The organism is Ruegeria sp. CF3 (assembly GCF_056537365.1).
In genome coordinates, this window is the sequence record NZ_JBQFRK010000001.1 from 840905 (window position 1) to 863023 (window position 22119).

The window sequence follows — 22119 nt, forward strand, 5'->3', positions numbered from 1 at the left end:
AATTGAGGTAGGACGCGTGCGGACACGTCTGGCAATTAAACTACACTCACTGCTCGAGCGGCACTTTCCAGAGCGCCGTGTTTTTCTGAAATCTGACAACGACACACGGTTCATCCGACTGAGTTCTGAAACTCAGATCGCTGCAGTCGCCGGTGTGTCGGTGATGGTCGCCTGGACCGCGATTGCCACGTCAGTTCTGTTGATGGACAGCATCGGATCGGGCAATTTCCGGGAACAGGCCAAGCGCGATCAGGCTACGTATCAAGAACGTCTGAACATCCTGTCGGAAGAGCGCGATGCGCGTGCGGCCGAAGCGCTGGCTGCACATGACAGGTTTAACGCAGCTCTGGAACAGATTTCGGTCATGCAGTCCGAATTGCTGGAATCCGAAAACCGCCGGCGCGAGTTGGAAACCGGCATCGAGGTGATCCAAACCACGCTGCGTGCCACTATGAAGCAACGCGAAGACGCGCGGACCAAACTGGCCGAACTGCAACCCAGCAATGATGCGGACGCGGCTTATGCGATGGCATCGGCAAACCCGGAACAGATGGCATTTATGACCGATGCCCTGGCCCGGACCGCGGCGCAGCGCGACCAGATCGCCGCCGATGCGCAAGGCGCGTTGGACCAGCGTGACGAGCTCGAGCTTGAAATCCGCCTGATGCAGGAGCGCAGCGACGAGATTTTCCGCCAGTTGGAAGAGGCGATGCTGATCTCAGTCGAACCTCTCGACAAGATGTTCCGCAGCGCGGGCATGCCAACAGATCGTATCCTCGACGAAGTTCGGCGCGGATATAGCGGTATGGGCGGTCCGCTGACCCCTTTATCCTTCAGCACCCGCGGTGAGGAGCTGAGCCCCGACCAGATCCGCGCCAATATCCTGCTGGAACAGATGGACCAGCTGAACCTCTATCGCATCGCTGCGGAAAAGGCCCCCTTCGCCAGCCCGGTGCGCGCCGCTGTCCGTTATACCAGTGGCTACGGAACCCGCCGCGACCCTAAAACCGGCGGGCGCCGCATGCATAATGGCGCCGATTTCGCCGGCCCCTCGGGCACCGATATCTTCGCGACTGCTGATGGTGTTGTCACTCATGCAGGCTGGCAATCGGGTTTCGGACGGCTGGTAAAGATCAAGCACGCCTTTGGGATTGAGACACTTTACGCTCATAACACCAAGGTACGCGTAAAGGTTGGTCAAAGGGTCTCGCGCGGGGATCATATTGCTGATATGGGTAGCACCGGACGGTCGACCGGCACACACCTGCACTACGAGGTCCGTGTGAACGGAAAACCTGTTAACCCAATGACTTACATCAAGGCTGCGAGAAATGTTTTCTAAGAGCAAAATCAACGAACCCGGATCGAAAGAGACTGAGGCAGCAAAACCAGCCGCTCCGGCCACTCCGGCAACACCTGCACCGGCTGAAACAAAGGCCAGCACCCCTCCCAAGCCCAAGCCACCCGCATCGGTGCTGTCCTCGGATTTGCACATCACCGGTAACATCAAGACCTCGGGCGATATCCAGGTCGAGGGCACCGTCGAAGGAGACATCCGCGCCCATCTGCTGACCATCGGCGAGACTGCCACCATCAAGGGCGAAGTCACTGCAGATGACGTAGTGGTCAACGGCCGTATCGTGGGCCGCGTCCGCGGCCTGAAGGTCCGCCTGACCTCAACCGCCCGCGTCGAAGGTGACATCATCCACAAGACCATCGCCATTGAAAGCGGCGCGCATTTCGAAGGTTCGGTGCAGCGTCAGGACGACCCGCTGAACCCGGGCCGCAGCGGCAAATCGGGTGCCAACCCGGCGGCGGAAGTGAAGCAGTAAACACTTATCGGCAAGACAAATCAGCAACGCCGCAGGATACCTTGCGGCGTTTTTTTGTTTTGGGGTGTTCGTCTAAATCTGACAATGACCTCAATGCGGGACGAAGCGGCCTTACACCGCGCAAGTGCCGCAATGCGCTTGGTTGATCAGGAGGGCTTGGTCTGCGCTGCCCCCGCTACTCGTACTGCACGATCACCGAAAGAAAATCATCATCGCTTGTTACTACTGTGTGGTGGCCTTTGCCGTGTTTGTCTTCCATATGCCAGACGTCACCCGGACCAATATCTCTGAATTCCCCGTCGCTCGCGGTCACGCGCACTGAGCCAGAAAGACAAATGAGCTTTTGAGCGACAGGTGTGGGATGAATTGGCTCATCCCAACCCTTCTTGAGTCTCAAGAACATGGTTTGCTTGACAGCTTCTGGCTTTGAAATCTCGATTGCTTTCGCAGGTGGTGCAAAGCTTTGCTCTTCAAGTTCGACTTCGATGTCTTTCCAATGGCTTTCGCCTTGAGCATCCGAATACAGTTTTTTGAACTTCACTTTGATACCCCCGCCACATCACAAGCCCAAAACCGATACCGGACATTGGGGCGCAAAGGAGAAAAACGCAAGTTGGGCCGAGTGTGTCGTTCTCAATCGCCAGCTCACCGGAATAAGCATATTCCCTAACAGTCCCCCTATCTGACGTGTCTTGAAGGAAAATTCCCCACAATCCACAGTTTCACAAAAAGCATTTTTTGAATTAACCTTAAAGTCATTGATTTCAGGAGGGCTTTTCATGTCATCAAAACTCATGGCCGAATTCTTCGGTACATTCTGGCTGGTACTGGGTGGCTGTGGCAGCGCGGTGCTGGCTGCAGGTGTTGCTGATGTCGGCATCGGTTGGCTGGGTGTTTCTTTTGCTTTCGGCCTGACGGTGCTGACCATGGCCTACGCGGTCGGTCATATCTCGGGCGGGCATTTCAACCCGGCGGTCAGCCTTGGGCTGATGATCGGCGGGCGGTTCGATGCCAAGGATCTGATCCCCTATTGGATCGCGCAGGTGATTGGAGCGATCGCCGCAGCAGCCGTGCTCTATCTGATTGTCAGCGGAGCACCGGGCTTTGAAGGCGTCGGGGGATTTGCCTCAAACGGGTATGGCGAGGCATCACCCGAAGGCTATTCGATGATGTCGGCGTTGGTGATCGAAATCGTCATGACAGCTTTCTTCATCGTGATCATTCTCGGTGCGACATCCAGCGGCGCGCCTGCTGGTTTCGCCCCGATTGCGATTGGATTGGGGCTGACGCTGATCCACCTGATCTCGATCCCGGTGACCAACACCTCGGTGAACCCTGCCCGGTCAACCGGCGTGGCGTTGTTTGCCGATGGTCCGGCCCTGGCGCAGCTGTGGCTGTTCTGGGTGGCACCTTTGATCGGCGGCGCGATTGGCGCACTGATCTGGCGGGCGATGTCGGACGACGATTGACCCAGCCACATCAAGACCCCCGGCCCGCAGAAGCGCGCCGGGGTTTTCTTTTATTCGGTCACAGTGACCTTTTTCATCGCATCCGGTTGTCCGATCACTGCGCCATTAGGGCCATCGCCCCGCTTGATCGCATCGACCACGTCCATCCCTTCTGTCACCTGACCGACAACCGTGTACTGACCATTCAGGAACGGGCCGGGCTCGAACATAATGAAGAATTGCGAGTTCGCGCTGTCTGGGTCCTGCGCCCGCGCCATACCCACGACGCCCCGGTCATAATTGAAATCCGAGAACTCAGCAGGCAGATCAGGGCGATCCGATCCACCCGTACCCGCACGACGCATGTCGCCACCGACCCGGCCAAACTCAACATCGCCGGTCTGCGCCATAAAGCCGTCGATCACACGGTGGAACACAACCCCATCGTACTGACCAGCAGCGGCCAGAGCGGTGATCTGCTCTACATGCTTGGGTGCAATATCCTCGAATAGATCAACGGTGACGGTGCCATTGGCGCCCTCGCCCTCGATCTCAATCTCAAGCCCGGTTGCCAGCGCAGGGCTGGCCAGAAGGGCAAAAACAGCGGCCAGCTTATGCATCGGCGGCCACCTTGACGCGGATCATGCGGTCGGGGCTTGCAGGCGGTTCACCGCGTACGATGGCGTCCACATGCTCCATCCCGTCGATGACGCGGCCATAAACGGTGTACTGGCCGTTCAGGAAGTGGTTGTCCTTGAAGTTGATGAAGAACTGCGAGTTTGCCGAATCCGGGTTGGCCGAGCGTGCCGCACCCAACGTGCCGCGATCATGAGGCAGTTTCGAGAACTCGGCAGGTACGTTCGGCAGCGACGATCCACCGGTGCCTGCCATACGAATGTTGAACCCGTCTTCCATGTCGCCATGCTGCACATCGCCGGTTTGCGCCATGAACCCGTCGATCACACGGTGGAAGGCGACGTTGTCATATTCACCACCACGTGCCAGCTCTTTCATGCGAGCCGAGTGCTGAGGGGCCACATCAGGCAGCAATTCGATGACGACATTGCCGTCTTTCAGCTCAATGATGATCGTGTTTTCGGGGTCTTTGATCTCGGCCATCTGGCCCTCCTGTCTTTGAAACTTGCGCAAATACCTATGACGCGGGCGCGCGAATGCCAAGTGACGCATTGACCTGAACGCAAAATGCAGGAAAAGAACCGCTGAAACTGGATGCAATGGGCAAGGATGAGCGCGATGGGCTGGAAATCTCTGGACGATATGGATCTTGGCGGTAAGCGGGTTCTGGTGCGCGTGGATATCAACGTACCGGTCGCGGATGGCGTGGTGACCGACGACACCCGCATTCAACGGATCGTGCCAACCGTGCGCGATATCCTCGCCGCAGGCGGTAAACCCATCCTGCTGGCCCATTTCGGACGCCCCGGTGGTCAGCATGTACCCGAGCTGTCATTGAAGCAGCTTGTGCCAGCACTTGAATCCGCTTTCGGGGTTCCCGTGCGCTTTGCCGATGATTGCGTAGGCTATGAGGCTGAAACCACAGCCTCCGCCCTGGCGGAAGGTGAGGTTCTGCTGCTGGAAAACACCCGCTTCCATGCCGAGGAGACCAAGAACAGCGTCCCACTTGCCCAAGGCATGGCGAAGCTGGGCGACATCTATTGCAACGATGCCTTCTCGGCCGCGCACCGCGCCCACAGCTCGACCGAGGCGCTGGCCCGTCTGCTGCCCGCCTGTGCCGGACGCCTGATGCAGCAGGAACTGAGCGCACTTGAGGCCGCCCTGGGCGCGCCCAAGCGGCCTGTCACAGCGGTTGTCGGGGGCGCCAAAGTGTCGACCAAGCTGGACCTGCTGGGCAACCTGATCGAGAAGGTTGACTATCTGGTCATCGGTGGCGGCATGGCGAATACATTCCTACTGGCGCAGGGGATCGATGTCGGCAAATCACTGGCCGAGCACGCCATGACCGATACCGCCGCCGAAATCCTCGGCAAGGCCGAAGCCGCTGGCTGTACGATCGTCCTGCCGCGCGACATCGTCGTGGCCGAAGTGTTCGAGGCCAACGCGCCGCATCAGGTGCTGCCCGCTGATCAGTGCCCTTCTGACTCGATGATCCTAGACGCCGGTCCCGAAAGCGTCGCAGCCGTGTCCGAAGTGCTGGAAAAAAGCCAGACCCTGATTTGGAACGGCCCACTGGGGGCGTTTGAGCTGACCCCGTTCGATGCCGCAACCAATGCGGCGGCGCTGAAGGCCGCAGCACTAACCCGCGATGGCAAGCTGACCTCGGTCGCGGGCGGGGGCGACACGGTGGCCGCGCTGAACGCCTCGGGCGCGGCAACGGATTTCTCATATATCTCTACTGCTGGTGGTGCCTTCCTTGAATGGATGGAAGGCAAGACCTTGCCGGGTGTGGCCGCGCTGGACCCGTAAGCGCTCAAACCTCAGGTCTCAGCTTTTTCTACTCAGGGGATTCACAAGCCGAATCACCTGTGACATAGTGCGTCGAGACATCCAAAAAGGGTGCGTTTCTGAGGCAGTATTTCACACGGCGGTTAACACAGTGTCCCGTTCCAATCGGCCCGGTTTAGGGGCCTTCATTTTCTTCACGATCGCCTTCATGCTGGGGGTGTATTTCACCTTTGCCGCCGTTCAAGGGGATTACGGTCTGTTTCGCCGGGTCGAGATTGCCGCCGAGCGCGATGTTTTGTCTCGCGATCTGGCGCAGCTGAACGCCGAGATCGAGCAGATGGAGAACCTGACTCGCCGACTGTCAGACACCTATCTGGATCTCGATCTGCTGGATCAACAGGCCCGCTCAGTGCTCGGCATGATCCGCGCGGATGAGATCGTCATCCGCTAACGAAATTTTTGACTAAGAATCTCTGCACCTTAACGCCCGGAAGATAAGCTGTGGCAGGCCGCAACTCGCGTATCCTGCCCTCGCGTAACATTAGTACTCGCCAGAACGTGTGAAATGCTCTATGAGATAGTTTAACGCTAAACTATCTTGCCGAAAGGGGGAGATCGCCACTATGGCTGCGCGAAAAACCACAAAGAAACCAAATGTTTCTGCGGAAGAACTGACCACATATTACCGCGAGATGCTGCTGATCCGCCGATTCGAGGAAAAGGCAGGTCAACTCTACGGCATGGGTCTGATCGGGGGTTTCTGCCACCTCTACATCGGTCAGGAAGCGGTTGTTGTCGGCCTTGAGGCCGCGGCCAAGGAAGGCGACAAGCGCATCACGTCCTATCGCGATCACGGCCACATGCTGGCCTGTGGTATGGACCCGGGCGGCGTAATGGCTGAATTGACCGGTCGCGAAGGCGGGCTGTCCAAAGGCAAAGGCGGCTCGATGCACATGTTCTCGAAAGAGAAGAATTTCTATGGCGGCCATGGCATCGTTGGCGCACAGGTTCCGCTGGGTGCGGGTCTGGCCTTTGCTGACAAGTACAAAGAAAACGGCGGCGTCACCTTCACCTATTTCGGTGATGGCGCGGCCAATCAGGGTCAGGTCTACGAGACCTTCAATATGGCTGCTCTTTGGGAGCTTCCGGTGGTATTCGTGATCGAAAACAACCAGTATGCCATGGGCACCGCGCAAGCACGCTCGACCTCTTCGGCCGACATCTACCACCGCGGTCAAGCCTTCGGAATACCGGGCGAAATGGTGAACGGCATGGACGTTCTGGCCGTCAAAGCCGCAGGTGAAAAAGCGGTCGCCCACTGCCGTGCGGGCAAAGGTCCCTACATCCTCGAGGTAAAAACCTACCGCTATCGCGGCCACTCGATGTCTGACCCGGCCAAGTACCGTACACGCGAAGAGGTTCAAAAGGTCCGCGAACAAAGCGACCCGATCGAGCACGTGCGCGAGCTGCTGCTGACCGGCAAACACGCGACCGAGGATGACCTGAAGGCGATCGACAAAGAGATCAAAGAGGTCGTCAATCAGGCCGCCGAATTCTCGAAAGAAAGCCCCGAGCCGTCGCTGGACGAGCTCTGGACTGATATCTACGCCTGAGAGGACGAATAAGACATGGCAACCGAAATTCTCATGCCCGCCCTTTCGCCCACGATGGAAGAGGGAACATTGGCCAAGTGGCTGGTCAAGGAAGGCGACACCGTATCCTCGGGCGACATCATGGCCGAGATCGAAACCGACAAGGCGACGATGGAGTTCGAAGCCGTCGATGAAGGCATCGTCGGTAAGATTCTGATCAGCGAGGGCACCGAAGGGGTCAAAGTAAACACCCCTATCGCGATCCTGGTCGAAGATGGTGAAGACGCCTCCGCCCTGCCCGTGGCTGCGCCCGCAGCCGCAGCGGAGGCCGAAGCCGCCCCTGCGGCGGTTGAGGCCCCCGCTCCTGCCGCAGCAGCCCCCGCTGCTCCGGTTGTGGACCTGTCGCCCGATTGGCCTGCCGACGCCGAGATGGCGCAGCAAACCGTCCGCGAAGCCTTGCGCGACGCGATGGCCGAAGAAATGCGCGGCGACGAAGATGTCTATCTGATGGGCGAAGAAGTCGCTGAATATCAGGGCGCCTATAAAATCTCTCAAGGCCTGCTCGATGAATTCGGTGCCAAACGTGTCATCGACACCCCGATCACTGAACACGGCTTCACCGGCATTGCCGTCGGCTCGGCCTTTGGCGGGCTGAAACCGATTGTCGAGTTCATGACCTTCAACTTCGCCATGCAGGCGATTGACCAGATCATCAACTCTGCCGCCAAAACGCTTTATATGTCTGGCGGTCAGATGGGCTGTCCGATCGTATTCCGTGGCCCTAACGGTGCCGCTGCCCGCGTGGCCGCGCAACACTCGCAGGACTACGCCGCATGGTACATGCAGGTGCCCGGTCTCAAAGTGGTGATGCCCTATTCCGCAGCCGATGCCAAAGGTCTGCTGAAATCAGCCATCCGCGACCCGAACCCGGTGGTCTTCCTGGAAAACGAAATCCTCTACGGCCGGTCCTTCGACGTGCCGCAAGTGGATGACCTGACCATCCCGCTGGGCAAGGCCCGCATCTGGCGCGAAGGCTCGGATGTGACCGTCGTCAGCTTCGGCATCGGCATGCAATATGCGCTGGAAGCCGCAGACAAACTGGCCGAAGACGGCATCAGCGCCGAAGTGATCGACCTGCGTACTATCCGTCCGATGGATACTGGCGCGATCATCAACTCGGTGATGAAAACCAACCGTCTTGTGACCGTCGAAGAAGGCTGGCCGCAAGGTTCCGTTGGTAGCTACATCAGCTCGGTCGTCATGCAGGAAGCGTTCGATTATCTCGACGCCCCGGTCATCACCCTCACCGGCAAAGATGTTCCGATGCCATACGCGGCGAACCTCGAAAAGCTGGCGCTGATCACCACTGATGAGGTGATCGCTGCGGTGAAACAGGTGACCTACCGGTAATGGAGATCAGGGGCCGCGATCCAGCAACCGAATGCTACCGTGTCGAGATTGACATCGACAACCGCATCGTGCGGGCGCTTGTACCCGAGCGATTGGCGGCGGATATGCGGTTGATCGGCGCGCGCCCCTCACACCAGACCGCCTATCTCTGGATGGCGGAGAACAAAGACAAAATCGAGGCTGCGATTGCGACACTCGCACGCGGCACCGGGCGCCCCAAGGCGCCCTTTGACCAAATTACTCTGATTGAGGAGCGCTGAAATGCCCACCGAAATCCTGATGCCTGCCCTGTCCCCGACGATGGAGGAAGGCACACTTGCAAAATGGCTCGTCAAGGAAGGCGACACCGTCTCCTCGGGCGATCTGCTGGCCGAAATTGAAACCGACAAGGCAACAATGGAGTTCGAGGCCGTTGACGAAGGCACCGTCGGCAAGATCCTTATTGCTGAGGGAACCGAAGGCGTTAAAGTCAACACCGCCATCGCAGTCCTGCTGGAAGATGGGGAAAGCGCTGATGATATCGGTGCAACGCCAACCGCTGCTCCCGCGGCTGCGCCAGCTGCCGCAGCGGGCAACGAGGCTGCCGCACCGGCGGCACCCGAGGCGCCCGCCCCTGCCCCAGCGGCACCGGCCAAAGCGGATGGCGGTCGTATTTTTGCCTCCCCCCTTGCTCGTCGGATTGCCGCGCAAAAGGGTCTAGATCTGGCTCAAATCTCAGGTTCTGGCCCTCATGGCCGTATCGTCAAAGCCGATGTGGAAAGCGCCACAGCCACACCTGCAGCGGCACCTGCGCCTGCTGCTGCAGCCGCCCCAACCGCCGCCGCTCCCGCAGGTCCATCGGCGGACGCCGTGGCCAAGATGTACGGAGGCCGCGAATACGAAGAGATCAAACTCGATGGCATGCGCAAGACCATCGCCGCGCGTCTGTCTGAGGCCAAACAGACCATCCCGCATTTCTACCTGCGTCGCGACATTAAGCTGGATGCGCTACTCAAGTTCCGCAGCCAGTTGAACAAGCAGCTCGAAGGCCGGGGTGTGAAGCTCAGCGTCAACGACTTCATCATCAAGGCCGTCGCCAACGCGCTGCAGCAGGTGCCCGAGTGCAATGCAGTCTGGGCGGGTGACCGGGTTCTGCAACTGAAACCTTCGGATGTAGCTGTTGCCGTCGCCATCGAGGGCGGTCTGTTCACTCCGGTCCTGCAAGATGCCGACACCAAATCGCTGTCGGCGCTGTCGACCGAGATGAAAGACCTCGCCGGACGCGCCCGCGAGCGCAAGCTGGCCCCGCACGAGTACCAAGGCGGTACTTTCGCAGTCTCGAACCTCGGCATGTTCGGCATCGACAATTTCGATGCCATCGTGAACCCGCCGCATGCAGGTATCCTCGCAGTTGGTACCGGCCTCAAGAAACCCATCGTGGGCGATGACGGAGAACTGACGGTCGCAACCGTCATGTCCGTCACCATGTCGGTCGATCACCGGGTCATCGACGGCGCGCTTGGCGCTCAGCTGCTGCAAGCCATCGTCGACAACCTGGAAAATCCGATGGTCATGTTGGCCTAAGCCCAGAAGATCATGCACAAAAAAGGCCGCCTCGAACCCCGAGGCGGCCTTTTTCGTCTATTCACTCCGAATTACTGGTCTTTCCCCAGCATATGATCCATCGAGATTGACGGCTGATCGCACCCGGCCTCGCCCACGATCTTGGCGGGAATGCCAGCGACCGTCGTGCACGGTGGCACTTCCTGCAGCACCACTGATCCGGCGGCGATACGGCTGCAATGGCCAACCTCAATATTGCCCAGAACCTTGGCACCCGCGCCGATCAGAACGCCGTCACCGATGGTTGGATGGCGCTGTTCTTCTTCCTTACCGGTTCCGCCCAGCGTCACCGAATGCAGCATCGAAACATTGTCCCCAACCACAGCGGTTTCACCGATCACGATAGAATGGGCATGGTCGATCATGATGCCTTTACCGATGCGGGCAGCTGGATGGATATCAATGCCGAATATCTCGGAAGATCGCATCTGGAAGAAATACGCCAGATCATGGCGCCCCTTGTTCCAAAGCCAGTGGGCTACGCGATAAGCCTGCATCGCCTGATACCCCTTGAAATAAAGGATCGGTTGCAGCAGGCGGTGGCAGGCCGGATCGCGTTCATAAACAGCCATCAGGTCCGCGCGCGCGGCTTCAATCAACGCTTTGTCGTCAGCATAGGCCTCATCCACGATCTCACGCAGTACCATCATCGACATCTCATTCGAGCATAGCTTGGCCGAGATGCGATAGGACAATGCCCTCTCAAGACTGCGGTGATGTAAGATACAGGCGTGTACCAACCCGCCCATCAGCGGCTCTTTCTCGACGGCTGCATGGGCTTCCGAGGTGATGCGGTCCCAAACCGGGTCCACGGGTGTCACTTGGCTGCGCGTTTCGAACATGGCTTTTCATCCTTTGCTGCGCTTAGAATAGCCATCTAGTCGTAAAATTACCAAACGCAAACCCTTGATATGCACTACAACAAAAAATGAACTCAGCCGATCTGGACCATTTTCGGAAGCTTATTCACCAGCGCCTTCGCGATCTCGCCGCGCAATCCGCCGCCGGTCAGGATGCGCAATCAGTTGTGGAGCTGGATCAACAGGCAGTGGGTCGGCTCAGCCGGATGGATGCGTTGCAAAATCAAGCAATGGCCAAGGCGCAACAGGCCCGGCGCGACACCGAAACGCATCGGCTTCGGGCCGCGCTGAACCGGATGGACGAAGACGAATTCGGCTATTGCGAAGATTGCGGCGAGGAAATAGCGCACGGAAGGCTAGAGCTGGACCTTGCCGCCTCAAAATGTGTCAGCTGCGCATCTGGCTGATTTGGAACCGGATCAGTTTTCGCAGAACCATCTCGAAACATTGGCAATATTGCAGATCGTCGAAATTTGGCTCGTCTGCCAAGGGCCGGCAGCGCGCGGCTGCCATCAACGAGCCATTTCCATAAACAGGATGCAACCGCCCTGTTCTGGCGACATGTCGATCCGCCAGTTCGGCCTCAGCAATCAGGAGGGTGCTTATCCTATCGCGGTCGGTTCGCGGCGCGGCCAGCAAAGCCCGCGCCGCCGCGCTGAGATCTCCGTGCAGGACTGGCCGCACGGCTAGCCGACCGAAAGGCGCGCAAACGCCCCGGGTCCGTAGGTAGCCGAAACCTGCGCGACTGCGATATCGTAGGGTCCGGCCAGCCCGTCATCGGCTTTCATCGCGGCAGAATACTGCCAAACCGGATCACTGGTGACAGTTTCGCGCAACAAAGCACCCTCAATGAAGACGCGGATCAGATAGGATTCGCTTTCTTCGCCCAGAGGCACATCCAATGCGCTCCAGTCATCGCCATCAATCCGGGTGCGGCGCACCCACGAGATCTTGTCCCCGGTAGCCGACGCAGAAGCCTGCAAATGCACTGGCGCATAAGGTCTCAGCCCATTGCCATCGAACGCTTCAACCAGATGCACATATGCCGGGTCCTCGTAGCCGCGCGTTGCAGGGCCGATACGGTAATGCTTGGCCACGCGGCGTTCGGTGCGCAGCAACCCGGTCTGATAAACACGTTCATCCAGTAGGACAAAGGTAGACGCTTCAGGCCATACATCCGGCATCAGGGCATCCGTACCCAACTGACCACGCAAGCGGCCTGACAAATTGTAAACGCCAGTCTCCTGCAAGACCGCATCCGAGAACTGAAACACTTCCCAATTGCCCGGTGTTCCGTCACCGATGGCAGCCAGATTGGCACCACTCAGCAACGCCGAGCGTGGACGCGACTCCAAAACGCCATCGATCAGGTTGACACGCAACGCGGCCCCTTCGTCCCAGATCCCAGCGCCTGCGCGTCGCAGGGGTGTTTCGGTGAAGCCAATCACCGCCTGCCCCGCGATCACTTGATGCAAGGTATAGTCCTCATCCTGTGCAGCCGAATAGACAGCCACGTTACCGGGCCAGGGCTCGGCCGATATCGCCAGATACGGCGCATGGGGCGCTTCGGATCCAGTGATCAGCGGCAGATCCATGAACACCGGCAGAACTGGCACCGGAGCAATGAATGGCTTGGCTGTCGCTACATCATCCAAAACATCGGACGGGGTATAAACTCCGGGTTCAATCCGCACTGCATCCGCCAATTGCATCTCGGCCTGTTCCAGCCGGTCGATCCGATATAGCGTTCCGTCCCCGCCATCCGGCAAACGCACCACATCGCCGGCTCCGACATGCAGCAGCGAGGGCGGCAGAGCAAATCGTACAGTCTCGCGCGAGATGCGGGATTCGCTTAGCCAGCGCTCGACCGTCTGACGCCCTTCGGCGCGAGTCATCGACAATGGCATTTCGTTGACGGCGACCGAATGGGTTCTGTCATCAGGCAAGACGGCCTCTTCCGCGACAACATCATAGTCCGCATCCGATTGGACAAACCGCAGACGCACACGCCCGGTCATCTCGGCGTCTGCCTCGCGGCGATGTTCCACTGGCCCGTCGATATCCGCGCTGATGGCGATCTGCTCGGGGTCAATGTCAACGGCCCGACGCCCGTCGCGGGTTCTGAACTTCAGCACCCCGTCCCGCTCGATCGCGTCGAACCCATAGCGCAGCATCAGCGGCTGCAAGGCCTGCCGAGCATTCATTACGTCCTCAACCGCGTAACCGCGTACCACGCCGTAGAGCTCGGACACATCAATCGCCGTCACCCCTGCCTCAAGGCAGATTTCTGTCACGACCGAGGCCAGAGTCCGCGACCCGGATCGCCCGTTCAGCCAATGCCCACGTGCATAGTTGTCGCCGTCCGACCACTGCGACCGCAGGTTCGGGAAAGTCGGGAACGGACGCGCATCCCAAGCCCAGACAAAGGCGTTCGACAGGTCCACCATCGGACCGTCATAGATATCTGAAACCGGGTTGATCTCAGCATCACCCCAATAGCCAAGGACGGCCCGAAGGTACTGAACCATGATAAAATCATCCCGTACCCCGTTGGAATACCGCGGCAAATTTGATTCAGACGACTTTGGGTCCAAGAATTTGTTCGGCTGGTTCGTGCCCTTGTCGATGGCCGCGCAGCCCAGTTCGGTGAACCAGATTGGCTTGGACCCCGGCACCCAACCCGTTGGCGTTTCCTGCCGCACACCCCCGATCCGCTCATGATGTCGGTTTGCCCACCAGTTGCGCAGGTCCTTGTACCGCCAGACCCACGGCTCGCCATGATCGTCATCAGTGATCGGGCTTCGGATCTGCGCCTCAGCTTCCTCCGGTGAGGCATAGTACCAATCATACCCCTCGCCACCTTCGATATTGCCGCGCAGATAGTCCAGATCGTAGATCGACCCATTCGACACCTCAGCGTCCAGATGCGAGCCCCCATCCCGCCAGTCGGACAGCGGCATATAGTTGTCGATGCCGACAAAATCTATGTTCTCATCGGCCCAAAGCGGGTCGAGGTGGAAATACCGGTCTCCGGTGCCGTCTTGCGGCTGATACCCGAAATACTCGGTCCAGTCTGCGGCATAGCCGATCTTAGTTTCCGGCCCCAATATCGCGCGCACTTCCGCGGCCAGAGACCGCAGCCCCGCAACTGCAGCGAAGCCAGACGCGCCGCGGATTTGCGTTAGCCCGCGCATCTCGGACCCGATGCAGAAGGACTCCACGCCGCCCGCCGCCTTGCAAAGGGCCGCATAGTGCAGAATGAACCGCCGTAATCCCCATTCGCTAGGGCCGCGATAGGTCACTTTGCTGCCGCTGGCCGAGAAATGTGACGCGCGCGCCGTACCAAAGAACGCCGCCACCTGCGCATCCGCATCGGCAGTTTGATCCGGCGAGCCTGGCCGCCCCGGAGCAACATCCAAAGTGATCCGCCCACGCCAGGGTAAATGTGGCTGATCCGGCGCATCGGACCACGGATCAGGCAGGCCGTTGCCCTCTGATTGCTCCATCAAAATAAACGGATAAAACATAACCCGTTTGCCCGAGTTCTTCAGGTGCCGGATCGCCTGCACTACGGCCGCATCAGCCGGTGTGCCGCCATAAACCGGACGCCCATCCTGCCATTTCACCTGCCCCGCCGCAGTTCGGGACAGACCTGAAACACTCCAGGGCATGTTTGCGCCCTCGATATTCTTGCGTTCAACCTTGGGGCGGATCTGGCATTCTCCGCAGCGCAAATCATCGCCGAACCACGACACGATCAACGAAGCCGCCTCGCAGCCCGGCAATTCCTGGCCGAGCGCCCGCGTCGAGGTCACCAGATCGGACTTGCCCGATGGTGAATTGACATTCGCCGCCCAACTGCGCCCACGGCCCTTGGTGTAATTAACCTGAGATGAAGCCAGCGCGTATTCCCCCGTACCCGGCATCAAGGCCACCCCCTTGATGATCCGAGTCAGCGCGTCCTCGGCATCCGGCATCTCGTCTTGTTCCTGCCGCACCACCTCGAACGAAAACTGCGGCACTCGGTTGCCAAAGGGGCCCAGCGCCAGATCTTCGATCACGACATAAGCCGTGCCGCGATAGGCGGGCACCGTGCCTGCCCCTTCGACCGCTTCAATGAGCGGGTCGGGCAATTGCTCGTGATCGCCGCGATATATCCGCATGTTCAGCGTTCGGCGCTCGACCTCTTCACCATCGGCCCAGACACGCGTGATATCCGCAACCTGTCCCGCGCCCATCGCAATCGCCAGAGACACCGAATAGCTGTAGCTATGCGTGGTTGTTGTTGTCGTCACTTCAACGGGCTTGGGTTTCCCCTTGCCTCCACCGCCACCGCCTGATGTTTGCGTCGTCGTCGAGGTCGATCGGGTTTCCAGAAAGTCCGAGGCCCAGATGACCTGTCCTCCAACTCGCATCCGGCCGTAGACCGTCGCGACGGTCGCACCCTCACCGGTTTCGGTGAGACGGAAACGATCCAGACGCCCGGTCTCGACCACCTCGCTGCCGCCGCCCATTACGGATTGGCTGGCCATCAACCGGTTGTCGATCACCCGCCCCAGCGTCGCCCCGACCGCGCGGCCAATCACCGCCGTTGACAGGCCCGCAACCGAGCCCCCGATCGAACCACCTATTGCCGCACCTGCAGCAGACAGAACTATTGTGGCCATCAGAAATCCTCCAGCGGGAATTCGAAACAAGCGACCACGCGGCGACGCCAAGGCTCGCTCAGCGTGTTTTCAACAACACCATGCCCGGTATAGGCGTGGATGAATCGCATCGGGTCTTGGGCGCTGACGATGCCCAGATGCTTTGCCACTGCCGCATCCCGCATCCGAAACAGCAATACATCCCCCGGGGCCAAATCATCGGGCGATTTCTCGACTAGATGGCGACGGGCTGCGGCCCACATGCGTTCCTCACCCTGCGGCTCGGACCAATCCATGCTGTAGACCGGCACCGCCTCGGGCTCATGCCCCATCACCGCGCGCCAAACGCCCCGCAGTAAGCCGAGACAATCGGCGCCTGCACCCCGAACAGAGGCCTGATGAACATAAGGTGTGCCCAGCCATCCGCGCGCTTCGTCCACGATATCTTGTTTTGTCCGCATCACCGCCTGCTTCCCCCTTTGTGTTGACTACTGCGCTTGGGTACGGCCATGACCCAATCCTCGTGCGGCAGGTCAGGGAAGCCCTGAAAATTCAGCATGTTGTTGAACTTCAGTCGGCAAGTGGTCATACGCTTGTCACACCCGGCGGTCAGCTGGACCCGATCCCCAACCGCCAGCCCGCCGCCAATCGCCGACCACAGCGTGACATCGCGGCCATCTCTGACCTGTTCATCCAGCTTGATCGAGGCCCACAGGCCCTGCGTAGCCCCGTCCAGCACATCCAGCCTGCCGCGTTCAAACCAACCCGCATCAGAACTCTCCGCGCCCTGCAAACGCAAAGCCGCGCCGTCCAGCGCGACAATTTCAGCCTCAGCGCGATAACCCGACGTCTCCAGGGCAAAGCGGCACGCCTTATCCCCCAACACTGCCGTACAGGGCTTCTGATAAATCCGCCCTAAAGGCCGGTTCAGCAGATCGGTCAACCCGCGCAATTCCGCATGAAACGCCCCGCCAGCGCGACGCAACTCACCAATCGAACCACGAAACTGCAGCATCCGCTGCTCAGGATCGGCCCAATTGACCAGCCAGGCCCGCACCTCGGCCCCATCAAAGCGCCCCGCCTCGATATCCTCTTCCCGGACCGAGGCATCAGACAGCGCGCCCATCGCCTCGGTATTATCGATCGACAGGCCGGTTGCCTGCTCGATCGCCGCAGCGGTCAGACCGGTGCTGGCTTTGAACACCAGCCCGTCAAAGCGCAACTCCATATCGTGATCCGTGAAACCATAGACCTGTGCGTCGCTGCGCGTGATCGCCCAGCAACGACAGGTGGTGGTCAGCCCGCTTTGCAAATGCGCCTGCAGCGCCTGCTTGTCCCCGCTCATCAGACCCGCACCTCGACCACCGGTACGTTCGGGACGTCACCGGCCTGAAAGCTGGCCACGCTGGTCTGGATCTTGTCGGTGTCGAACCGTACCGGAACGTCGAACTCAAACCCGGCCGTAATCTCGACCTGCTCAGGCGGCGGGGCCGAGAACATCACGCGTCCGGTCGCCAGATCGACTTCAAAGTCCACGCCTTCGCGTTGCGCGTCCTGATCCAGCCCCAGCGTCACGGTCCCCAGTACCGGCTTCAAAATCGGCCTTACATAACTGAATCCACCCGAGCTGTAGCTCTTGATCAGCTGAAAATCGGTCGTCTCGCCATCCCCGCGCGCAATCACCTGATCGCCCTTGTCGACCTCAGCCGTCGCCGCGCCCGATTTGAAATCCGACCAGTCCTTCCAGCGGAATCCAAACATCTGGCCTTGCCGCGCCTCGAAGAAGGAAATCAATGTCTCGATATCGTCTAGCGACCGCATCCCCAACCCGGCATCATAGCGCCTGCGCGAATGCGCCCAGGGCGTGTTGCGTTCTTCGAACCCGTTGGCCAGCGTCACGATATCCGTGCGCCGTTCCGGCCCACCGACCGAGCCAAAGCTCAGGCTGGCGGGAAATCTCACCTCGTGGAAATTCATCGCCTGCTCCCCTTATCTGTTGCGATTGCCGCGGCCCAATGCGCGGCTCATCTGCGCCGCAATCTGCCCCTGAGAGCGGCGGAACCCCTGCACGTCCGGTGTTGAGATATTCATCACCACGTTGACCGCTCGCCCGCCGCCCTGTGACCGCACACCCAGCTTGCCATCGGCCCCGCGCGCCAGTGGCATGATCGCCTCGGGACCCGCCTCACCCATCAACCCGGTGCCGCCTCGCATCGGAAACATCGTCGGGCTGCTAACGACCCCACCATTGGCAAACGGCATCACACGGCCCTGAGAAAAACTGCCTCCATCCGCAAAGGGCAGTATCCCCTGCACCAAGCCACCAACCCCGTTGGCCAGCATGCCGCCAAAATGATCCGTCACAGGTTTGATGGCCGCCGAATAGGCCGTGCGGATCATCGAGTTCTTCAGCACATCCAGCGCTCCCGACAGGTTCATCCCATCCAGCACCACGCCATCAAAAGCCTTGCGCAACCCGCCCGACATGCCACGCTCCAGCGTGGCCACATCTTTTCCAGTCTCTTCAAACGCAGCCCTGATCCGCCGCATCTGACCATCAAACGCTGATGCCATTGTCGCGGCGTCGCCCAACGCATCGCCCAGCGCCTCTCCCCGCTCCTGCAGGTCGTCAAAACCATCACGATCCGTCATCACGCTCTCCTTGTGTCTTGTCCGGATAGGCCGCCAGCAAGGCATCCAGGCCCGCCCGCTTCATCGAAGGCATTCCCGCGCCTTGCCCCAGCATCAGCCGCAGCTCGGCGGGGGTCAGATGCCAGAACTGATCCGGCGTCAGACGCAGGCCGAGGAACCCGGCCCGCATCAATACGGGCCAGTCGAACCCGCTCACTCGGGCACCATGAAGGCCCGCGCCAGCAACTCAGCCGCTGCCTTGGCCCCCGCCATCGGCCCGCCCGCAATCTCGGCATGCATCAGATCCTCGCGTGAGACCTGCGCACCGCCGCCCCGCAACCCGGCGACAAGCAGCGCCAGCACATCCCCGCTGGAATAAGCCCCGCCTTCAAACCGCTGCACCAGCTCGACCAGAGACCCGGCCTGCAGCTCCTGTTCCAGTTCCGCCAAAGCACCCAATGTCAGCTTGAGCACCCGCTGCTCCCCATCGATGGCCAGCGCCACCTCGCCCGTCCACGGATTGGCCATCAGAGCGCCGTAAAGCTCAGCGCACCGGCGCTTGCCATGCTCATCTCATAGGTCGCCTCACCGTTGTGCGAGCCCGCATATTCGATGCTGCTGACCTGAAACGGGCCTTCGACAATACCGAAATCGGGGATGATCACCTGAAAGCCGGGCGTCTCACCGTCAAAGAACAGCTGGCGCGCACGCTCATCTGTGCCCGCATCCTTGAACACGCCCGAGCCCGAGATCGCGGCCGATTTGACCCCGGCCCCCGAAAGCAGCTCGCGCCACCCGCCTTGGCTTTCCAGGCTGGTCACATCCACACTTTCCGCGTTGAAACTGATCCGCGTGGCGCGCAGCCCCGCGATGGTCTCGAACAGGCCGGTGCCGTTCATATCCACTTTGACCAAAAGGTCTTTTCCGTTCTGGGCAGCCATATGCTCTCTCCGTTGATTGCTTAGTCGTCTTCCACGCGGGCGCGGAATCTCAGATCGATCTGGCGGATCGCGCCGCCGGTTCCCGTGCGTCGGGCGCTAGCGCGTTCGAACCACAGCCCCACCAGATGGCCCCGGTCCAATGTCAACGCCGCGCCTTCCAGCGCGTCACACACTGCGCCCGCCAATGTCTTGGCCGCGCCAAAGCCCGCCGCTTCGGACACCACTGAGACCGTGAACCGATGCACCGCGCCGGCGCCCGTCCGGTCCGACGCGTCGCGCACCTCTTCCGGGCCAAGTGTCACGTAAGTTTGCGGCAACACTCCCGACGGCACCGCGTCATAGATCGCACCACCCGAAAGGGTGCTGACCTGCGCATCCCCCGCCAATTGTTGAAACACCGCCGCCTGCAAAGCGGCTGCAACGCCATAGCTCATGCGGCCACCTCTTCATCTGCGAAACAAGTCAGGTACTGGCCGCGTGGATCGCGCTCGGCCACTGCACGAATGACAAACCGGCGCGCCCCCTCAACAAATCGCTGATCAGGCGTAGGCCGCATCGAGGACCCCTCAGGTGCGCCCCGGACTACGATCCGATAGCCAACCCGCGACACTGAGGCGCCACCGACCGCGCGTTCCGCCCCGCTACGTGCCGTCACCTCGGCCCAAAGCGCGCCCAGCGCAGCCCATGTCTCGGTATAGCCGCCCGCACCATCGGCACTGCGCACCGGAGCCTCCAGCACCAGCTTGCGGTTCAGTCGCGGCGCGCTCATTGCGTCACCCCCGCGCCGAAGCGCACCGTGCGATAGCGCTGGATCAGACTTGTCACGCCAAAGGGCATGCACCCCGCGCCCAGCGCCGTCTCTTCGCGGTATTCGTAGTAATGCGCCGCCAGCAGCAGCACCGCCTGCCCAAGGTCAGCGGGCAGCCCGCCCCAATCCGTAGCCATCCCGACAGTGAAGGCAATCTTCACCGAGCCGCCGGTCTGCACCCGTGGCAAGCAGGCCCCAACCGGACGCAACCGAGGGCGCTGCATGTCGCGCTCCAAACGGTAAGCTTCGGCATCCACAACCGTGTCGGTCCCCGCCGCATCCGTCAGCGTGATCGCAGCAACCGAGACCACCGGGGCCACCGGCAGCACTTCACCTGCTGGATCGCGCCAACCGTTCAGGCTCCACGAGAAATCCCGTTCTATCAGCACCTTACCGGTGCGCGCCTCAATCGCCGCAATGGCCGCACGCAGAAAGCCATTCAACACCTCGTCCTGCACATTGCCCTCGGCAAACCCCGTGCCCAGCCGCAGATGCGCCTTGAACTGATCCACCGGCAGCGCCGCATCCGCGATGGCGGTTTCTTCGATCAACATCATCCATTCACTCCGCAATCTCGGACCCCTCCGGGGCCGTATCCTTGGAAAATGACGGGCACGCGCCGCCCCACGTTGCTCGGACGGAGGGGAGCAGCTAGACAACGCGGGGGATCTCACCCCGGCCCGCGCCCGCCGCCCGAGGGGCCTTGCAGCCCCCCGGATCCGCCACCGCTTAGGCGATGCCGAATTTCAGCAGTTTGATTGCAGCAAAATCGCTCACATCACCGCCCACGCGCTTGGTCGCGTAGAACAGGACATGCGGCTTGGCGCTGAACGGATCGCGCAGCACGCGCAGATCGGGACGTTCGGCTATGGTGTAGCCCGACTGGAAGTCACCGAAGGCAATCGAATAGCTGTCGGTCGCCGCATCCGGCATGTCCTCGGCGATCAGTACCGGATAGCCCATCAGACGCGCAGGCTCACCAGCGGCCAAGCCATCCGACCAAAGGAAGCGGCCATCGCTGTCCTTCAGCTTGCGGATCAGACCAGCGGTTTTCGAGTTCATCACGAAAGTGCCGTTCACCCGGTACTGCGCGCCCAGCGCGTAGACCACGTCCACAATCGCATCGGCATCGACGCCACCATCAATGCCCGACGCGACATAACCCAGGCTATCCCAGCCCCAGCTGCCGTTTTCCATCGTGCGGTGGGTCAGGATACCCTTGGGCTTGTCCACACCATCACCATTGATGAACGCCGCCGCCTCGGCCCGTGCAAACTTGTCGGCGATGCGACCGGCCAGCCAGCCTTCGACGTCAAACGCACTGTCATCCAACAGACGCTGCGACGCCTTGGGCAGCGCGCTCAGCTCGTGCAGCGGGATCGAAATCCGATCAATCGACGGCGTACCAGTTTCCGCTGTGGCGGAGCTTTCATCAGCCCAGCCCGCACCCACATCCGTGTGGTCAATCAGAACGTCAAATGAGTTCGCCTCGACATTTACCACTGACGCAATCGAACGGATCGAAGCGGTTGAATTCAGTACCGATTTGATCGCCTCAGCGGTCTGCGGATCAACCAGAAATCCGCCATCACTGTTCACCGCCGTCGACAAAGATTTCGATTCCATCTCCAGCCCGCGCAACCCGTCATCCTCGCCCGAACGCACATAGGCGTCAAAGGCCTTCTGATGCGGTGCGCCGTCCTCGATCGAGGCCGCAAGATGCGGACGCGCCGCGATGGTTGATTTACGATCCAGCATGGTCAGTCGCTCTTCTGTCTGTTGCAGTTGGGTTTTAACTTCAGCCTTGAGTTCCTTGAATTCATTCACGAAGCCAGCCATCGCCTGCTTCACCTCCTGAACCAGGGGCGCACCCTCTCCGGTCAAGGCCGGGGTCTCGGTCTTGCTCATCAGCACTTCCTTATTGG

The 22119-nt window shown here is 60.3% G+C and carries 27 protein-coding genes; 10 read left to right on the forward strand and 17 right to left on the reverse strand.

The window, feature by feature from the left end; genetic code table 11:
• Positions 1 to 16: 16 nt before the first annotated feature.
• Both ACR0KC_RS04235 and ACR0KC_RS04240 read left to right on the forward strand, forming a co-directional pair.
• Complete coding sequence (locus tag ACR0KC_RS04235; protein WP_480762591.1) at positions 17 to 1342, forward strand: DUF5930 domain-containing protein; 1326 nt, start codon at positions 17 to 19, stop codon at positions 1340 to 1342.
• A complete protein-coding gene (locus ACR0KC_RS04240; protein WP_170396528.1) occupies positions 1332 to 1832 on the forward strand; it encodes a bactofilin family protein in 501 nt (166 codons plus the stop codon). Before ACR0KC_RS04235 ends, ACR0KC_RS04240 begins: the two co-directional genes overlap by 11 nt.
• A 175-nt stretch (positions 1833 to 2007) precedes the next feature.
• On the opposite strand, the gene ACR0KC_RS04245 is transcribed toward ACR0KC_RS04240, so the two are convergent.
• Positions 2008 to 2373 carry a cupin domain-containing protein gene (locus ACR0KC_RS04245; protein ID WP_170403066.1) on the reverse strand — a complete coding sequence of 122 codons (366 nt, stop codon included), beginning with the start codon at positions 2371 to 2373 and terminating at the stop codon, positions 2008 to 2010.
• 238 nt (positions 2374 to 2611) lie between these two features.
• Between ACR0KC_RS04245 and aqpZ the strand changes: the two genes are divergently transcribed.
• Complete coding sequence (gene aqpZ, locus ACR0KC_RS04250) at positions 2612 to 3301, forward strand: aquaporin Z (RefSeq protein ID WP_170396526.1); 690 nt, start codon at positions 2612 to 2614, stop codon at positions 3299 to 3301.
• A 50-nt stretch (positions 3302 to 3351) separates the two neighbouring features.
• Here aqpZ and ACR0KC_RS04255 read toward each other — a convergent pair whose 3' ends face one another.
• Both ACR0KC_RS04255 and ACR0KC_RS04260 read right to left on the reverse strand, forming a co-directional pair.
• The gene (locus tag ACR0KC_RS04255; RefSeq protein ID WP_170512043.1) at positions 3352 to 3900 is read right to left on the reverse strand and encodes a peptidylprolyl isomerase; all 549 of its coding nucleotides are present in this window, start codon (positions 3898 to 3900) and stop codon (positions 3352 to 3354) included.
• Positions 3893 to 4399, reverse strand: coding sequence for a peptidylprolyl isomerase (locus ACR0KC_RS04260; RefSeq protein WP_480771523.1), 507 nt, complete (start codon positions 4397 to 4399; stop codon positions 3893 to 3895). Before ACR0KC_RS04260 ends, ACR0KC_RS04255 begins: the two co-directional genes overlap by 8 nt.
• 135 nt (positions 4400 to 4534) lie before the next feature.
• Between ACR0KC_RS04260 and ACR0KC_RS04265 the strand changes: the two genes are divergently transcribed.
• The 6 genes from ACR0KC_RS04265 to ACR0KC_RS04290 all read left to right on the forward strand — a co-directional run bounded on the left by ACR0KC_RS04265 (position 4535) and on the right by ACR0KC_RS04290 (position 10269).
• Positions 4535 to 5725, forward strand: a complete 1191-nt coding sequence (locus tag ACR0KC_RS04265; RefSeq protein ID WP_480771524.1) for a phosphoglycerate kinase — start codon at positions 4535 to 4537, stop codon at positions 5723 to 5725.
• Positions 5726 to 5855: 130 nt separating this feature from the next.
• Complete coding sequence (locus ACR0KC_RS04270; RefSeq protein ID WP_170626672.1) at positions 5856 to 6155, forward strand: FtsB family cell division protein; 300 nt, start codon at positions 5856 to 5858, stop codon at positions 6153 to 6155.
• Between the two features lie 172 nt (positions 6156 to 6327).
• The gene (pdhA, locus tag ACR0KC_RS04275; protein ID WP_170396516.1) at positions 6328 to 7317 is read left to right on the forward strand and encodes a pyruvate dehydrogenase (acetyl-transferring) E1 component subunit alpha; all 990 of its coding nucleotides are present in this window, start codon (positions 6328 to 6330) and stop codon (positions 7315 to 7317) included.
• A 15-nt stretch (positions 7318 to 7332) separates the two neighbouring features.
• Positions 7333 to 8706, forward strand: a complete 1374-nt coding sequence (locus ACR0KC_RS04280; RefSeq protein ID WP_480705117.1) for a pyruvate dehydrogenase complex E1 component subunit beta — start codon at positions 7333 to 7335, stop codon at positions 8704 to 8706.
• Positions 8706 to 8966, forward strand: coding sequence for a hypothetical protein (locus tag ACR0KC_RS04285; RefSeq protein ID WP_480705119.1), 261 nt, complete (start codon positions 8706 to 8708; stop codon positions 8964 to 8966). The genes ACR0KC_RS04280 and ACR0KC_RS04285 overlap by 1 nt, the downstream gene beginning before the upstream one ends.
• Position 8967: 1 nt before the next feature.
• A complete protein-coding gene (locus tag ACR0KC_RS04290) occupies positions 8968 to 10269 on the forward strand; it encodes a pyruvate dehydrogenase complex dihydrolipoamide acetyltransferase (protein WP_480705121.1) in 1302 nt (433 codons plus the stop codon).
• A gap of 71 nt (positions 10270 to 10340) precedes the next feature.
• Here ACR0KC_RS04290 and cysE read toward each other — a convergent pair whose 3' ends face one another.
• Positions 10341 to 11150: a serine O-acetyltransferase gene (cysE, locus tag ACR0KC_RS04295; RefSeq protein ID WP_170396508.1), complete on the reverse strand. Its 810-nt coding sequence runs from the start codon at positions 11148 to 11150 to the stop codon at positions 10341 to 10343.
• A gap of 86 nt (positions 11151 to 11236) precedes the next feature.
• Here cysE and ACR0KC_RS04300 point away from each other — a divergent pair, with 86 nt between their 5' ends.
• A complete protein-coding gene (locus ACR0KC_RS04300) occupies positions 11237 to 11575 on the forward strand; it encodes a TraR/DksA C4-type zinc finger protein (protein WP_170396506.1) in 339 nt (112 codons plus the stop codon).
• Here ACR0KC_RS04300 and ACR0KC_RS04305 read toward each other — a convergent pair.
• The 13 genes from ACR0KC_RS04305 to ACR0KC_RS04365 all read right to left on the reverse strand — a co-directional run bounded on the left by ACR0KC_RS04305 (position 11556) and on the right by ACR0KC_RS04365 (position 22102).
• Positions 11556 to 11852, reverse strand: coding sequence for a DUF7742 family protein (locus ACR0KC_RS04305; RefSeq protein ID WP_170403088.1), 297 nt, complete (start codon positions 11850 to 11852; stop codon positions 11556 to 11558). The genes ACR0KC_RS04300 and ACR0KC_RS04305 overlap by 20 nt on opposite strands.
• 2 nt (positions 11853 to 11854) lie before the next feature.
• Positions 11855 to 15835: a baseplate multidomain protein megatron gene (locus ACR0KC_RS04310; RefSeq protein ID WP_480771525.1), complete on the reverse strand. Its 3981-nt coding sequence runs from the start codon at positions 15833 to 15835 to the stop codon at positions 11855 to 11857.
• A complete protein-coding gene (locus tag ACR0KC_RS04315; RefSeq protein WP_170396502.1) occupies positions 15835 to 16275 on the reverse strand; it encodes an NlpC/P60 family protein in 441 nt (146 codons plus the stop codon). The genes ACR0KC_RS04310 and ACR0KC_RS04315 overlap by 1 nt, the downstream gene beginning before the upstream one ends.
• A complete protein-coding gene (locus ACR0KC_RS04320; RefSeq protein ID WP_480771526.1) occupies positions 16275 to 17159 on the reverse strand; it encodes a DUF2163 domain-containing protein in 885 nt (294 codons plus the stop codon). The genes ACR0KC_RS04315 and ACR0KC_RS04320 overlap by 1 nt, the downstream gene beginning before the upstream one ends.
• Positions 17159 to 17791, reverse strand: coding sequence for a phage distal tail protein, Rcc01695 family (locus tag ACR0KC_RS04325; RefSeq protein ID WP_480759195.1), 633 nt, complete (start codon positions 17789 to 17791; stop codon positions 17159 to 17161). The genes ACR0KC_RS04320 and ACR0KC_RS04325 overlap by 1 nt, the downstream gene beginning before the upstream one ends.
• 12 nt (positions 17792 to 17803) lie before the next feature.
• Positions 17804 to 18466 (reverse strand): phage tail tape measure protein, encoded by a 663-nt coding sequence (locus tag ACR0KC_RS04330; protein ID WP_480762595.1) that lies wholly within the window; start codon positions 18464 to 18466, stop codon positions 17804 to 17806.
• Positions 18453 to 18662, reverse strand: a complete 210-nt coding sequence (locus tag ACR0KC_RS04335) for a rcc01693 family protein (protein WP_480771527.1) — start codon at positions 18660 to 18662, stop codon at positions 18453 to 18455. The genes ACR0KC_RS04330 and ACR0KC_RS04335 overlap by 14 nt, the downstream gene beginning before the upstream one ends.
• Positions 18659 to 18973, reverse strand: a complete 315-nt coding sequence (locus ACR0KC_RS04340; RefSeq protein ID WP_480762597.1) for a gene transfer agent family protein — start codon at positions 18971 to 18973, stop codon at positions 18659 to 18661. Before ACR0KC_RS04340 ends, ACR0KC_RS04335 begins: the two co-directional genes overlap by 4 nt.
• Positions 18973 to 19386 carry a phage major tail protein, TP901-1 family gene (locus tag ACR0KC_RS04345; protein ID WP_170396490.1) on the reverse strand — a complete coding sequence of 138 codons (414 nt, stop codon included), beginning with the start codon at positions 19384 to 19386 and terminating at the stop codon, positions 18973 to 18975. Before ACR0KC_RS04345 ends, ACR0KC_RS04340 begins: the two co-directional genes overlap by 1 nt.
• Positions 19387 to 19406: 20 nt before the next feature.
• Entirely contained in the window at positions 19407 to 19820 is a 414-nt protein-coding gene (locus ACR0KC_RS04350; RefSeq protein WP_170422219.1) for a DUF3168 domain-containing protein, read from the reverse strand.
• On the reverse strand, positions 19817 to 20155 hold the full coding sequence (locus ACR0KC_RS04355; RefSeq protein WP_480771528.1) for a phage head closure protein: 339 nt from the start codon (positions 20153 to 20155) through the stop codon (positions 19817 to 19819). The genes ACR0KC_RS04350 and ACR0KC_RS04355 overlap by 4 nt, the downstream gene beginning before the upstream one ends.
• The gene (locus tag ACR0KC_RS04360) at positions 20152 to 20751 is read right to left on the reverse strand and encodes a head-tail connector protein (RefSeq protein WP_480771529.1); all 600 of its coding nucleotides are present in this window, start codon (positions 20749 to 20751) and stop codon (positions 20152 to 20154) included. The genes ACR0KC_RS04355 and ACR0KC_RS04360 overlap by 4 nt, the downstream gene beginning before the upstream one ends.
• A 172-nt stretch (positions 20752 to 20923) precedes the next feature.
• Complete coding sequence (locus tag ACR0KC_RS04365; protein ID WP_480771530.1) at positions 20924 to 22102, reverse strand: phage major capsid protein; 1179 nt, start codon at positions 22100 to 22102, stop codon at positions 20924 to 20926.
• Positions 22103 to 22119 lie beyond the last annotated feature (17 nt).

Bases quoted from the DNA above. Each gene is read 5' to 3' on its own strand.
- ACR0KC_RS04240 (WP_170396528.1), top strand. From the start codon at position 1,332: ATGTTTTCTAAGAGCAAAATCAACGAACCCGGATCGAAAGAGACTGAG.
- aqpZ (WP_170396526.1), top strand. From the start codon at position 2,612: ATGTCATCAAAACTCATGGCCGAATTCTTCGGTACATTCTGGCTGGTA.
- ACR0KC_RS04255 (WP_170512043.1), bottom strand. From the start codon at position 3,900: ATGCATAAGCTGGCCGCTGTTTTTGCCCTTCTGGCCAGCCCTGCGCTG.
- ACR0KC_RS04260 (WP_480771523.1), bottom strand. From the start codon at position 4,399: ATGGCCGAGATCAAAGACCCCGAAAACACGATCATCATTGAGCTGAAA.
- ACR0KC_RS04265 (WP_480771524.1), top strand. From the start codon at position 4,535: ATGGGCTGGAAATCTCTGGACGATATGGATCTTGGCGGTAAGCGGGTT.
- pdhA (WP_170396516.1), top strand. From the start codon at position 6,328: ATGGCTGCGCGAAAAACCACAAAGAAACCAAATGTTTCTGCGGAAGAA.
- ACR0KC_RS04280 (WP_480705117.1), top strand. From the start codon at position 7,333: ATGGCAACCGAAATTCTCATGCCCGCCCTTTCGCCCACGATGGAAGAG.
- ACR0KC_RS04285 (WP_480705119.1), top strand. From the start codon at position 8,706: ATGGAGATCAGGGGCCGCGATCCAGCAACCGAATGCTACCGTGTCGAG.
- ACR0KC_RS04290 (WP_480705121.1), top strand. From the start codon at position 8,968: ATGCCCACCGAAATCCTGATGCCTGCCCTGTCCCCGACGATGGAGGAA.
- cysE (WP_170396508.1), bottom strand. From the start codon at position 11,150: ATGTTCGAAACGCGCAGCCAAGTGACACCCGTGGACCCGGTTTGGGAC.
- ACR0KC_RS04300 (WP_170396506.1), top strand. From the start codon at position 11,237: ATGAACTCAGCCGATCTGGACCATTTTCGGAAGCTTATTCACCAGCGC.
- ACR0KC_RS04310 (WP_480771525.1), bottom strand. From the start codon at position 15,835: ATGGCCACAATAGTTCTGTCTGCTGCAGGTGCGGCAATAGGTGGTTCG.
- ACR0KC_RS04315 (WP_170396502.1), bottom strand. From the start codon at position 16,275: ATGCGGACAAAACAAGATATCGTGGACGAAGCGCGCGGATGGCTGGGC.
- ACR0KC_RS04320 (WP_480771526.1), bottom strand. From the start codon at position 17,159: ATGAGCGGGGACAAGCAGGCGCTGCAGGCGCATTTGCAAAGCGGGCTG.
- ACR0KC_RS04325 (WP_480759195.1), bottom strand. From the start codon at position 17,791: ATGAATTTCCACGAGGTGAGATTTCCCGCCAGCCTGAGCTTTGGCTCG.
- ACR0KC_RS04330 (WP_480762595.1), bottom strand. From the start codon at position 18,466: ATGACGGATCGTGATGGTTTTGACGACCTGCAGGAGCGGGGAGAGGCG.
- ACR0KC_RS04340 (WP_480762597.1), bottom strand. From the start codon at position 18,973: ATGGCCAATCCGTGGACGGGCGAGGTGGCGCTGGCCATCGATGGGGAG.
- ACR0KC_RS04345 (WP_170396490.1), bottom strand. From the start codon at position 19,386: ATGGCTGCCCAGAACGGAAAAGACCTTTTGGTCAAAGTGGATATGAAC.
- ACR0KC_RS04350 (WP_170422219.1), bottom strand. From the start codon at position 19,820: ATGAGCTATGGCGTTGCAGCCGCTTTGCAGGCGGCGGTGTTTCAACAA.
- ACR0KC_RS04355 (WP_480771528.1), bottom strand. From the start codon at position 20,155: ATGAGCGCGCCGCGACTGAACCGCAAGCTGGTGCTGGAGGCTCCGGTG.
- ACR0KC_RS04360 (WP_480771529.1), bottom strand. From the start codon at position 20,751: ATGATGTTGATCGAAGAAACCGCCATCGCGGATGCGGCGCTGCCGGTG.
- ACR0KC_RS04365 (WP_480771530.1), bottom strand. From the start codon at position 22,102: ATGAGCAAGACCGAGACCCCGGCCTTGACCGGAGAGGGTGCGCCCCTG.